Source organism: Nostoc sp. (assembly GCF_036917975.1).
Taxonomy (GTDB): domain Bacteria; phylum Cyanobacteriota; class Cyanobacteriia; order Cyanobacteriales; family Nostocaceae; genus Nostoc.
This window is the reverse complement of record NZ_JBALEJ010000008.1, coordinates 1-12,868: the sequence shown is the minus strand read 5'-3', so window position 1 is coordinate 12,868 and position 12,868 is coordinate 1. Positions and strand designations below refer to the sequence as shown.

At 42.3% G+C, this 12,868-nt stretch carries 11 protein-coding genes; 10 read left to right on the top strand and 1 reads right to left on the bottom strand.

Going from position 1 to position 12,868, the window contains the following annotated elements; translation table 11 throughout:
- Positions 1 to 321: 321 nt before the first annotated feature.
- A complete protein-coding gene (locus tag V7K76_RS02290) occupies positions 322 to 1,305 on the bottom strand; it encodes a DUF1517 domain-containing protein (RefSeq protein ID WP_334777651.1) in 984 nt (327 codons plus the stop codon).
- 1,060 nt (positions 1,306 to 2,365) lie between these two features.
- Between V7K76_RS02290 and V7K76_RS02285 the strand changes: the two genes are divergently transcribed.
- The 10 genes from V7K76_RS02285 to V7K76_RS02240 all read left to right on the top strand — a co-directional run bounded on the left by V7K76_RS02285 (position 2,366) and on the right by V7K76_RS02240 (position 12,630).
- Entirely contained in the window at positions 2,366 to 3,598 is a 1,233-nt protein-coding gene (locus tag V7K76_RS02285) for a glycosyltransferase family 4 protein (RefSeq protein ID WP_334777650.1), read from the top strand.
- Positions 3,599 to 3,795: 197 nt separating this feature from the next.
- A complete protein-coding gene (locus V7K76_RS02280) occupies positions 3,796 to 4,134 on the top strand; it encodes a hypothetical protein (RefSeq protein WP_334777649.1) in 339 nt (112 codons plus the stop codon).
- Between the two features lie 783 nt (positions 4,135 to 4,917).
- Positions 4,918 to 7,056 (top strand): pentapeptide repeat-containing protein, encoded by a 2,139-nt coding sequence (locus tag V7K76_RS02275; RefSeq protein WP_334777648.1) that lies wholly within the window; start codon positions 4,918 to 4,920, stop codon positions 7,054 to 7,056.
- Between the two features lie 147 nt (positions 7,057 to 7,203).
- Complete coding sequence (locus V7K76_RS02270; protein ID WP_334777647.1) at positions 7,204 to 7,695, top strand: hypothetical protein; 492 nt, start codon at positions 7,204 to 7,206, stop codon at positions 7,693 to 7,695.
- Positions 7,696 to 7,821: 126 nt separating this feature from the next.
- Positions 7,822 to 8,028, top strand: a complete 207-nt coding sequence (locus tag V7K76_RS02265; protein WP_334777671.1) for a hypothetical protein — start codon at positions 7,822 to 7,824, stop codon at positions 8,026 to 8,028.
- Between the two features lie 209 nt (positions 8,029 to 8,237).
- Entirely contained in the window at positions 8,238 to 9,494 is a 1,257-nt protein-coding gene (locus tag V7K76_RS02260; protein WP_334777646.1) for a GNAT family N-acetyltransferase, read from the top strand.
- Positions 9,495 to 9,496: 2 nt separating this feature from the next.
- Positions 9,497 to 9,973 carry a Holliday junction resolvase RuvX gene (ruvX, locus tag V7K76_RS02255; protein WP_334707005.1) on the top strand — a complete coding sequence of 159 codons (477 nt, stop codon included), beginning with the start codon at positions 9,497 to 9,499 and terminating at the stop codon, positions 9,971 to 9,973.
- Between the two features lie 144 nt (positions 9,974 to 10,117).
- Positions 10,118 to 10,690, top strand: coding sequence for a DUF3727 domain-containing protein (locus V7K76_RS02250; RefSeq protein ID WP_179064283.1), 573 nt, complete (start codon positions 10,118 to 10,120; stop codon positions 10,688 to 10,690).
- Between the two features lie 234 nt (positions 10,691 to 10,924).
- Entirely contained in the window at positions 10,925 to 11,542 is a 618-nt protein-coding gene (locus V7K76_RS02245; protein ID WP_334777645.1) for a hypothetical protein, read from the top strand.
- A gap of 548 nt (positions 11,543 to 12,090) precedes the next feature.
- Positions 12,091 to 12,630 (top strand): YqeG family HAD IIIA-type phosphatase, encoded by a 540-nt coding sequence (locus V7K76_RS02240; protein WP_334777670.1) that lies wholly within the window; start codon positions 12,091 to 12,093, stop codon positions 12,628 to 12,630.
- The last annotated feature ends 238 nt before the right edge of the window (positions 12,631 to 12,868 follow it).

Below are 12,868 nucleotides of genomic sequence, written 5' to 3'. Positions count from 1 at the left end.
TCAACAATCCCAGGTGCGTTAGCCTACGGCATAACACACCCTACAGCTAATATCATGTCCGGGTAATCGCTTACGATATGTCATTGCGAGCGCAACGAAGTGGAGTGAAGCAATCACAAGGCCTCTGCGATTGCTTCACTTCGTTCGCAATGACAAGTTACTTAAGCCCAAAACACTTGTAGAGACGGCGATTTATCACGTCTCGAAAACCCCGAAATTGTTGCCAGTAGCCCTTAACCCAAGCGTATTGATTCATAACATAGTTACAAAAAACTGCTTGTCATTGACAAGCAGTTTTCTAGTTATTGCCCTTTTTAGAAATTAAACAAGTCTCAAATCAGGATAATTTGCCAACACATCATCAGATGTCAGAGTATCATTTTCAGCTTGGGGAGTCCAAAGAACTTCAATTGCCAGAAGCTTGTCGCTAGGGATACTACCAATTTGCCGCAAAGCTTGACGCAAATCGTCAGCACTGTTAATTGCTGTGGGGATTTCAAACTTACCTAGTGTCGCCGCCAGCAAGGTGACGATAATATATTCACCAGGGCCTTCAGTAAATAGGCGGGTGGGGTTGTCGAGTTCACCAGTCGGAGGTAAAGCATCTTTGGCAAGGGCTGCTTTTAGCTGGTTATTGACATTAGAAAGAGTTTCTTCGCTAAACTTGCTGCGTTCTGCCAGTGACAGCCGATTAAACTGACCCTCAGCAGAATTTAAACTAGCTTGTTGAGTACCACCACCTGCATACACAAAGTATTCGGGATGGCGGAGTAAAGCTAGGCTAGCTTCTTGGAGAATTTCTGCTCTACCCTCTGGGGTGTTAGTATCAGCAGTTTCAGCAATGTGGTTGAGTTCATTTTGCAATTCACGGGCTTGAGCTAACAAACCTACTTGCAAACGAGTTACCGAAACAGGAGAGTTACTGCTGTAATCTGCTTCTGGAGTTTCACCACTAGAGACGCGGCGGAAAGTTTGCAATAAGAAATTAGCGATCGCCAAGAAAATTAAGATGGTAAATATACCACCAAATCCTCCGCCAAAACCCCAGAGGGGAAGTAAGAAGGGAAAGCCAAAGCCTCCACCAAAACCACCACCAGGATAGTAGCCGCCCCCACCAGGAGGTGCGTAAGTGCGTGGTGTATAGGTGCGGCTAGAAGGCATTCTAAAGGAGCCGCCACCGATGCGACCGCCACTGCGGGCTGCTAATGCTCCGTCAGCGTGACCAAGAGCCAAGGCTAACACCAGGGTTAGGGCTAAGAAGGTTTTTAACAGAGGTTTGATGGCTTGTTGTAGTTTTTTACGCATAAGACAATCGCTTGAAAAACGGAATTATTATTTCTGATTTCTCCCTATATTTGGGAGCAGTGTCGCGGTGTGTTGCTAACGCCAGCCCGTAACAAGCAAGAGAGTTTGTCGCATTTACGTAGCATTCTTTTTTAGAGGCTACATATTCAATCTACCGCGTCTTATCTTGGAGAAACAGCGATCGCAGGGGGGATTTCTCGACTGGGGAACCGTACCTGAAGAAGATATGTTCATCATCCCAGAAATTTGCGATGTCTACGACGGGCTACGCTTACGGGCAATTATTTGCTATGTCTTGGACTAGCACTTTTATGACTACAGTTTTAAATTATACAGACAATTGTAATTTTTAGTAATTATTTTTAGTAATTATTTTAATATTCTGTTGACCGTAATGAGGCGTTGAACCACTGTTGAGTGGAAGATTCATATTAGTACTATTTATTACTCATTATTTACGACTCCTGAACTGACTTGTTTTGTTACAAGGTGGGATGATATTTTTAAATTATGAATACCATTTACTACATCTATGGTCTTGATACTTACGTATACAAAGCAGGCTTGCAAATGTCTATGATGCCCATCAGTCAACTAAGATAGACACAAGATAGCTAGTAAGTACTTATCCGACTTTTTGGCATTTTGGCACAACAGTTTAGAGTATTTAGGATATCATATTGAACGTAGTAGTCTGTCAATAAATAATTGATGGATTAATTCCTTGTAGAGACGGCGATTTATCGCGTCTCTCTAACTAGTAGCTAAATTTCGTAATTTCCGCAACAGTTGTTTACTGAGCAATTTGGCTACAAGTGTTAGCTTTTATTTATTGTTCATCATGTACAGAAAATCTCACTACTTGAGAATTGGACAATAAAAATAAAATCAACACAATAAAAAAACAATCTTGCTGACTAATCTTTTAAAATAGGCTGCAAATTTGCCTACAAATTCGTTTTTAAAGAAATAAAATAATAATTATGGCTTTGAGAAGAATCCTAATTGTAAATAAATTAAAAATTATCTGAAATTTTGAAATATAGTCATCAACTTTCTTATGGAACATATTTCTCAACTAACAGCCGAAATCAGAGACAAAGCTGCATACCCAGATATCCTAGTCATCAGCCGGATCTTCCTGCCAAAAGAAGCTGTAATTGGGGAATATATTTATAATCGCTGTCTCCAAGATCCAGAACGAGTTATTGTGTTAGCGGCTAGTTGCTCAGGAGATCGAGTCTTTGATCGAGGTCAACAGTTTCCTGTGTATCGCTGGTATTATCCTACATACTGGCGTAGTAGCTGTGTGAAAAGTATCCTGAAGCCTTTGGTCAATATTGTCTGCTCATTTGTTCTCGCAATTAAACTCTATTTTCGCTATCACTATCGTTATATAGAGTGGGGCCACGGCTATGATTTTCCTTCACTGTTGCTATTGAGCTATTTGTTACCTATTCGCTTTTTTATCTATCTGCACGGCAACGATTTTCTTTGTACTTTACACAATCCCGTGCTGCGATCGCTATTTAAATTAACACTTCATAGAGCCGAAGGCATTGTTTGCAACAGTTCTTATACAAGAGACTACCTCAGAACTGCTTTCCGATTAGATACTCCTACCCACGTTATTAACCCAGTAATCAGACCAGAAAAATTTGATAATAATGTCGCAAGTCCCAGTAGCCTTGATGATTTACGTGTTCGCGTGCGTCAGACATACAACATTCCCGAAACAGCAATAGTTATTCTCTCCATTGGCAGGCTCATAAAACCAAAAGGTTTCGACCGAATAATTGAGAACATTCCACTATTGCTAACTTTTGGGTTTGATGTCCACTATATAGTCTGCGGTCAAGGGCCGAGTGAATCGGCATTGAAATCTCTAGCGCATCGTTTGCGGGTAGATAAACGCGTACACTTTGCCGGATATCAGCCAGAGCGAGAATTAGCCGATTATTATGCAGCTTGTGACATATTTGCCATGCTGACTTTATCGGAGGCTAAACCTAATAATATGGAAGGTTTTGGTATGGTTTATTTAGAAGCAAGTTACTTCGGTAAGCCCATAATTGCCTCTCGTTTAGGCGGTGTTCTAGACGCAGTTCAGCATCAAGAGAACGGTATATTGGTTAATCCCAATTCTGGCTATGAGGTTTTTCAAGCTTTTAATCAGTTGTGCAAAGACCAGCAACTACGTGAACAACTCGGCCGCAAAGGTAAAGAATTAGCCATCCGTAGAACCCTTCATCGATCGCTTTACAAGTCAGAGGGAAGAAACACGATTTTGTGATATAAATGCAAATCGAGCGATCGCCAAAAGCTAATGCCATAGGAGGGGGATTGGGGACTGGGGACTGGGGACTGATATTTTTACTCATTACTCATTACTCAGCACTCATTACTCTGAACTGAACCATATTGCCACCAAAAATAGAATTTGATTGGTCTATTGTTAAATAAGTATGCTAGCTGAGGTAAAAAAGATTGATGAATCCTCAACCAGAAGAAGACTTACAACGTCGTCTCAATAAACTAGAGGCAGAGATTAATTCGCCACCTGGGGTAGTTCCACAACCACAAGAACAAACGCCCCAGTCTATTTTTGCCAGATTGAACTTACAACTAGAGCGGTTTCAGATTTGGTTTAATACCTTATCTGGGACTAAAAAGCTTGTAGTTTCAGGCGTGACGGTACTAGTAGGCTTGGCGATGCTACAAGCAGTGTTTAAATTAGTTGCATCTGTAATCACTCTGGCGCTTTTGGCAGTGTTAGTGTATGTTGGATACAAATTTTTTGTGTCCGGTAGCTTTCAACGTAAGCAATAAAACAGGAGTCAGAATACAGGAGTCAGAATTGGTGAATACTCTACCCATAAAGAGATGGAGTTTTCAGGCGAGAATATTTAATTTTTTTCGCCCACCATTCCACTCGCTTTTAGCCAATATTCAGACGCGACGCTCGAGGACTCGCTACCGCTACGCTATCACCCACTTGTACAGAATTCATACTGTTAGCGGATAGCTAAGGTTTAGCCCATTCTGACCGGAGCAACGGAAACGTCTCCGGCTCCGCTGCTGAGTTCTGAATTCTTCTTATAAAACGTTGATAGGTATTTGCTTTGCACTCAACCCAGAGTTATGAGAGTCAGGAGCCAGAATACAAACATTGGTGTCAACTTAACGCGAAACCGCTTGTCCGCCGGGAATTGAAATTCCCGTCTCATAGCTAAAGTCATCTGAAGATGACTAAATATCGCCAAAAATCTCCAGTCTACTTCAGTAGACTTAAGCCTACTAGCCCGAAAATTTATTTCCGGGCGGGCATGGAAGCCAACAGTTAAGCTATTTCCAGCTTAAGTTGACACCAATGGAATACAAATTGCTCCTGACATACAGAGGATTTCAAGGAAAGTAAAGTATACGAGCGAAGTATCAAAACTAGGTATAAAGCCTGTTTTACTTCAGAATTCATTTAGCGCAGCCCATTCTGACTCCTGAATTCTGACTTCTGAATCCTATTTCAATATGCTTTTCTTTTTGTTGATTAGCTGAGTCTATTTTAATTGTGCCGATCGCGGCGTAGAAATAATATCAAAGGGAACTATTACGATGACATCACCAATTGTTAGGAGAACTAGTAATCAATCTGGTCAGTCAAAAAAACCGGAAAGAGTTAATTCTTTGTTGCTAGCAAGTAGGCGTTTTGCGGCTTGGACGGCTGAAATTACGTTAGTGGTTACTAGTGGGTTAATTCCCTTCGGTCTTGGTGTCTATGCCAATTCTAGAAGCGATCTGAACCGAGTACCGCTTAACCCCGTGCTGGTAGTCACAGAAAGAGCGATCGCCAGACCCCTAGCTCTACCCGTTAGCTATGGCATTCGTAACGTGGCATGGCCGACTAATATTTTGTGGACAATCGCCCTGTTAGCGCCTGTAACCCTCTCGTGGTGGCAATTGTATTTACTAGCTAAGACTGGTAGCACAATTCCGAAACGTTGGTTAAAAGTGCGGGTTATCAACGAGCAAGGGAAGCCGCCTGGATTGGGGGCAGTTGTGATTAGAGAAGGAGTTGGGCGTTGGACTGTACCCATTTCCATCGCCTATCTGTTGTGGCGCTACAGCTTTGCTTTTCCGAATTTAGGATTACTCACATTGTTGTCTTTATTAATGATTGTGGGTGAAGGGATAGGCTTACCGTCACGTCGGGGGCGTCGCGCACTCCACGATCAACTCGCAGGTACTTATTCAGTAAATGCACTCTCAGCTACCAGTAGACAAGAACAGTCAGCTGGCGATAATGATGAAGCAGAAGAATGGCAAGAGGGAGAAGAATTAGCGGCAGATCAAACCAACCAGTCGCCTAATCTCTGGCGACGGATACAGCAAAATCCCAATCTAACTTTGTTTGGGGTAGGGCTGACGAGTATGACTGCTGTGTTGGCAACTTTAATCGGCACTCAAGTTTATATTCAAATTCAACAATCCCAGCGAGCAACCAAGCAAATCAACAGCCAACAGTTCCTCGAACTCGTCAAACAATTGACTCCCAACTCTGGGGCGACTGATGAGCAACGCCAAAGTGCAATTCTGGCTATGGGTGGTGTTAACGATCCACAATCCATTAAATTTCTGGCGGATTTATTAGTTAGCGAAACTAACCCCAGTGTCCTAGATACGATTCAACAAGCTTTGACAACTGTTGGTCCCCAAGCCATTCCAGAACTAAAAAATAAGAATCAGTTTTTAGTGGGTGAACTGGAATCTGTAGGTAGCACTGCAACCAAAGAGCGGGAATTACGGCAAGGGCGGCTCCAAAGAAACCAGCAGACGATTAACAAGATTCTCTCTGTTTACAGTGGGAAAATGGAGGGTGTTGACCTGAGTAGCACCCAATTAGGTCAAAGTGGTACTCCAGGAAGTTCCTTCTTCAACTTGGTATTAGACAATCTTGATTTATCAGGAGTTAAGTTTAAATCCGCAAATCTTAACCAAGCCAGCTTTAAGGGTAGCCGCTTCCGAAGTCCGGGTGAAGATGGACGCTGGGATACTTATGATGATGTCATAGCTGATTTAAGCCAAGCTCAATTACAGCAAGCCAATCTTACTGATGCTAACCTCAGCCGCGTCTTGATGAACCGGATCGATTTGAGCCGCGCCACTCTTAACAGAGCCAACTTATCCAATGCGCGTCTATATGATGCTAAACTCAACAGCACTCAACTAGTAGGAGCCGATCTACGAAACGCAGTTTTGGAAAGAGCTAGCTTGACTGGGGCAGATTTAGGCGATGCGAAATTAAACGAAGCCAATCTATATGGTGCCCGTTTAGGTCGCGCCACTGCGATCGGAACACAATTATCCTTTGCCAACTTAACTAACACTGATTGGCAAGGGGCAGATTTATCAGGAGCCTATTTGGATCGTGCTAATCTCAGCAATGCGAACCTCAGCGCCACTCGTTTAACTGGTGCTGTTTTGCGTTCTGCCCAAATGGAAAACGCTAACTTGCAAAATGCCGACCTGAGTCTTGCCGATTTACGGGGGGCGAATGTCGCTGGAGCAGATTTTAAGGGAGCAATTCTCGCTCCTAGCAAACAAGATCCAGCAGATCAATTTGTCCAAACCCCAGATTTAGGCTCAGTATCAGCTGTAGTTCAAGGCGTTGATTTTTCTCAAGCCAAAAATTTAGATGCCAAGCAATTAGCCTACCTTTGTACTCAAGGAGCCATTCATCCCCGTTGCCCGTAGAATGGGGACTGGGGACTGGGGACTGGGGACTGGGGACTGGGAGATGAGGAAGCAGGATAGCAGGGAGAGAATAACCGATGCTCAATTCCCTATACCCAATGACAAATGACAAATGACAAATGACAAAATGGTGTGAGGAGTTAGTTTATGAAATATATTCCATATTTGGTTTCAGTTTTAGGTGCTGGTTTGATTTTGAGTCTGGCGAGTACGAAACCAGCACAAGCTCAAGTAGCTTATGGTAGTTATATCGGTATCGGCCCCACTGTTGGGATTACCGATGGTATCCAATTGGGGGGAGTGATAGCAGGACGCTACAAGCTTTTGGAAGCGCCAATTTCACTCCGCGCCCAAGTGTTAATTGGTCGGAATACCGCAGTTGTGCCAACGGTTTCTTACGATTTTCCCCTCAATTGGCAAGCTGATGCCTATCTGGGAGCGGGATTGGTGCTGGCTAGTGGTGGTGGTTCTTCTCCTGTGGGCGACAAAATTAGTTTTGCTTTACAACCGGGCGTTGATTATATGATCCCAAATAGCAATACAGTCCTTTTTGGGAATGCCATCATTGCTTTTGATGCCTACCGTGATAGCAGTGGTACAGCTATCTCCGTACAAGGTGGTGTTGGCTTGAGATTTTAATGGGCAGAGGCTATCCCTAAGAAGCGTTAAACTTCATTGCAAATTAAGAAGTTAGTCCAAACAACGTGATAATTTTTGGTGATGAAGAGAGATAGCATAGGATTAACACAGGAGAACACAGTGGCAATGGAATCAAATTTATTAACGGATGCAGCCGCAGCAGAAGTGAATCAAGATTTCAGTGAATATGTCGCTAACCTACAACTTCACATGACGCTGCAAGCTCGCAATCTTGTTCCAACCCTGAAACAAACACTGGTAGATAGTCGCCAGCAATTACTCCATCAAACCCAAGCCAACTTTGAAAAGCTCGTTTCTCGACAAGGGCTATAAAATATATACAAATTTTAATCAAAATTCCAATAAAATAAGGGCAGATGTTGTTGGGTCAATGCCAATGGTGTTCTCACAAGGTCTGCTTTTTCTGCTTTTTTAAGTATTAAGTTACTAAAATAACCCTTTTGGCACAATAGTAAAGGGCAGAAACTAGTTAAAATTATTGCAGCAGTTCCTCCCTTTCCAGAGCAGTTAGTTAAGGCTCAATGGCGGCTCGAATAAAAATGACTTTATTAATTCCCAGAAACCTCAGCGTTGTTATCCGACCAGTCCAATACCGGGATCTGGACGGGATTGAGCGCATAACTCAAGAGTCATTCGCAGCACTTACTCCCCAGGGAGCAGGTTTTGCCATCAGCCAGATGCAAAGGCTGCGTCGCTGGTATGGATTACTCAAGTTTTTGAGTTGGTTCCCTAACCCGCTACAGTATCGCCTCTGTGCCTATATCGCAGAGCAAGGGCGGATGCTTCTCGGAATGATTCAAGTGTCACCCTTTAACCGGACACGCAGTACTTGGCGGATCGATCAAGTGCTACTAGAGCGTGGTGTCGATAAACAAGGAATTGGTTCGCAACTTTTGCGTCATTGCTTTGAATCGATTTTGGAAGCTCGCACTTGGTTACTGGAAGTTAACATCAATGACATTGAGGCGCTGGCACTATATCGACAAAATGGATTCCAGCGTTTGGCAGAAATGACGTACTGGGAAATTGGGCCAGAATTACTGGCTGAATTGGCCCAAGCAGAGCCAGATCTGCCCAACCTTTTGCCAGTGAGTAACGCTGATGCCCAATTGCTATATCAACTAGATACGGCATCAATGCCACCTCTGGTACGTCAGGTTTTTGACCGCAATACCCGCGACTTTAAAACCAGCTTGTTCGGCGCTTTAACTGATGCAGTGAAGCAATGGCTGACTAAAACAGAAGTAGTTAGCGGTTACGTATTTGAACCCCAACGCAAAGCTGCGATCGGTTATTTTCAGGTGCAACTCGACCGTAAGGGTGAAGTTCCCCACGCGGCAACGTTGACGGTTCATCCGGCTTACACTTGGTTGTATCCAGAATTACTATCCCAACTGGCTCGGATCGCCCAAGATTTTCCCCAGCAAGGGTTACAACTAGCCTCCTCAGATTATCAGGCAGAGCGAGAAGAGTATTTGGAGCGAATTGGGGCAAAACGTATAGAACATACATTAGTTATGTCTCGCTCTGTATGGCATAAGCTACGGGAGTCTAAATTTGTCTCCTTAGAAGGAATCCAGTGGACTGATATGCTGCAAGGTCTACAACCGGCACGTAAACCAATACCAGGTGGGATGTCATGGATACAACAACCAAAACTGCCATCCTCAGAGAAACCACTGCCAAGTAAGTCAGAACCGATTAACTTTTCGGTAAAAAACCCCAGCATAGAAGCATCGCCGATTTCGGAATCAGCAGATGCCCAGCAGGAGAATTAGTTGTGATATCCCAAGGGCAAGCAAAACCGTTTATTTCAGCGTTGGGACTAGATTTCGGTCGCAAGCGGATTGGTGTGGCTGGGTGCGATCGCACGGGTTTAATTGCCACGGGAATCACCACTATTGAACGTACATCTTTTGAGCAAGATGTTGAGCAAATCCGACAAATAGTTAATGAACGTGAGGTGCAAATTCTAGTTATGGGCTTACCCTATTCAATGGATGGCTCACTAGGATTTCAGGCTCGTCAAGTTCAGAAATTTACTACAAGACTTTCTAAAGCACTAAAACTGCCTGTGGAATATATGGATGAGCGATTAACTTCATTTCAAGCAGAGCAACTACTAATAGCTGAAAACCGCTCCCCGTCACGCCATAAAGGTTTGATTGACCGCAAGGCAGCTGCTTTGATTTTACAACAATGGCTGGATGTGAAGCGTGCTAACTCACGCAGTTCAGTTGCGGCTCTTGAATATTGATACCTTTTAACATGATATTCTGAAAACGATTAGCCAGCAGTTGTATCTACGTATAAAGCTATTTGCTTGATATTTAAGATGTCATTAAGATAGTTAAGCGATTTCCAATATTGCTGGTATTTATTAAATTTCTACATTTCGGCTATGTTTTCCTCTCCATTCTCTGAAGAAAATGATAACGCTCATGCGGGTTCCATCACTTTAACCGATGACAAAGGGCGATCGCTCGACTGTTATATTGAGCATTCCCTGGAGGTAGATGGACAAGAATACGTTTTGCTTCTTCCTGTAGACTCACCTGTAGAAATTTTTTCTTGGGAAGGTGACGGTGAGGAAGAAGAAGCAGTTCTAGTAGAAGACGACGCCATCATTGAGCAAATTTTTGCGAATGCTCAGGCTGTCCTATCTGAGCAAAACCTGATATTGAAGAATACAGCTTATGCTCTCACAGTTGAAGGTGACTTACCACCAGTTGAAGAATCAGAACTCTTCACCTTAGAAATTGAAGACGAAGGGGAAGATTTAGAGCCAGAGCAATTACAGCTACTCGCTAGCTTTTATGATGAAGATCAGGAGTATGCAATTTATACACCCCTAGATCCTCTGTTGTTTTTTGCACGGATAACAAAAACAGGTGAGCCTGAATTACTCTCTCCAGAAGAGTTTCGCCAAGTGCAACCTTTGTTAGAAGAACATCTTTTTAATGAAGTTGAATAAGATTAAAAATTCAAAATGTAATATTTTCATTTTGAATTTTTTAATTGGGAATTTTCATTCCCAGTACAATCTAGTTGAACCTTGTACCATTTTTCATTAAATGTAGAAAGTAATGAAAAACTAAATTGCAACAATTAGTGTTGTTTAAAATGCTGGAAAAAGCATTTTAGTTGATAGAGATTTTTAATCCAAAATCTACAATCCAAAATCTAAAATTGCTATGAGGTTCTGAGAATGGCTTATAGCGACTTTACATTAAGTAAATTTAAAAAGTCATTCAGCATCCGCATTGATGAAGAAACTAACTTGTTTGCCGATATAGAACCTTTACAGGCAAGTGATAAACTCAAAAATTCTTTAGAAGAAACTACAGAACTAGCTTTAGCAATTAATACTGAAAAAGCTCGTTCAGAAATGATTATCACTCCGATATTGTTGGAGGTAAGGCGCAGGGCTAATTATCCAATTAGTTTATTTTCGGGAACCGATTTTAATGTAGATGCAGAAAAAGGACTAAATGGCTATTGTGACTTTATCATTAGTCGTTCTAAAGAGCAACTAACAATTAATGTACCAGTAGTGGTTATTATTGAAGCCAAAAATGAAAATATTAAAGGTGGATTAGGTCAATGTGCAGCTGCAATGTTGGCAGCGCAATTGTTTAATCAACAAGAAGGAAATGAAACCAGAAAAATTTACGGCGCGGTAACAACGGGTGATATTTGGAAGTTTTTGAAGTTAGAAGAAAACGATATATTTATTGATTTGAGTAGTTATTACATCAAAGAGATAGATAAGATTTTAGGGATTTTATCTCAAAGTGTTCAGAGAGAGATACCAGGACGGAGTTAGAGTAACTAAACTATATTGGGTTAGAGGTTGTTTGAAAAGTCTAATTTATTACTAGCCCTGGCGATTAGAAAGATACTGTTGGTCAATTCACGGTGGGTTTGACCCCTCACCCCTAAAACCTTGGTTTGGCGTTGCATTCCCGCCCTGAAATAAATTTCGGGCTAAGAGCTACTGTCCGTTTCAACGGACTTAAATCAGAGTAATCAGGAATGATGGGTTAGACCCCCTATTAATTCGCCAACAGTATCTTAGAAATCGCAGCTACACAAGACTTTACCCACCTTTCCTGCGGAACGCCAAGGGCGAACGTGGGTAAAAAACCCTTGATTTTTCAAGCTTTCCACGGAGGTGGACTTGGTTTGTGTAGTAGCGATTATATTCGCCCAAAACTTTTCAAACATCCTCTTATGCTGATTTGTCTGAAGCTACTTAAATTTGACTGTTGACCGAAAACGACTCATGATACAAGCCTCTAAATTTATTTATGTGGATCATTAATTTTGAATTTTGAATTTTGAATTTTGAATTCGGAGCGAAGCGACGTGACTATGACCTGGAACAATCTTTTACAGCCTGACTTGATTTTAGAGGGTTCCGTGTTGAACCTAACACCAGATATTATCCAAAAATACGGGCTTAAAGGGCTGGTATTGGATGTAGATGAAACTTTGGTACCCTTTACAGTCGGAATAGCTTCCCCAGAATTACGAGAGTGGGTGGAGCAAATTCGCACCTGTACTGCACTGTGTTTAGTGAGTAACAACCTGAGTGAAGCGCGAATTGGTGGAATTGCGCGATCGCTCAACTTACCTTACTATTTGGGTGCAGCCAAGCCTTCCCGCCGCAAAATTAGAGCCGCACTGAGGGGAATGGATCTACCAGTCCATCAAGTGGGGATGGTAGGCGATCGCTTGTTTACCGATGTCATCGCAGGTAATCGCCTGGGAATGTTTACCATTTTAGTCGAACCGATTGTTCATGGCGATGCAGCCCTCCGCTCTCATCCCGTCCGCAACTTTGAAGTTTGGATATCTGAAATTCTGGGAGCCTCTATTACACCCAAGAAAAGGAAGATTCACAAAAGTTGAAAAATCGTCAGGAAAGTAAATCTAAAGAAATAATTAAGGAATTTGAATGTGATTCAAAAATCGGGGATCATAAGTATTAATAACATGGGGTCAGCCAAAAAAGACCCTAACTCATACTAAGTAAATATACCCCGTAAAGCGTCAACCTTCACTATAGAGGGATTGGCGCTTTATAATTTTGGATTTTAGATTTTGGATTTTGGATTGAATCTAATGTGGGTAGATTTAAAGCCTAAAA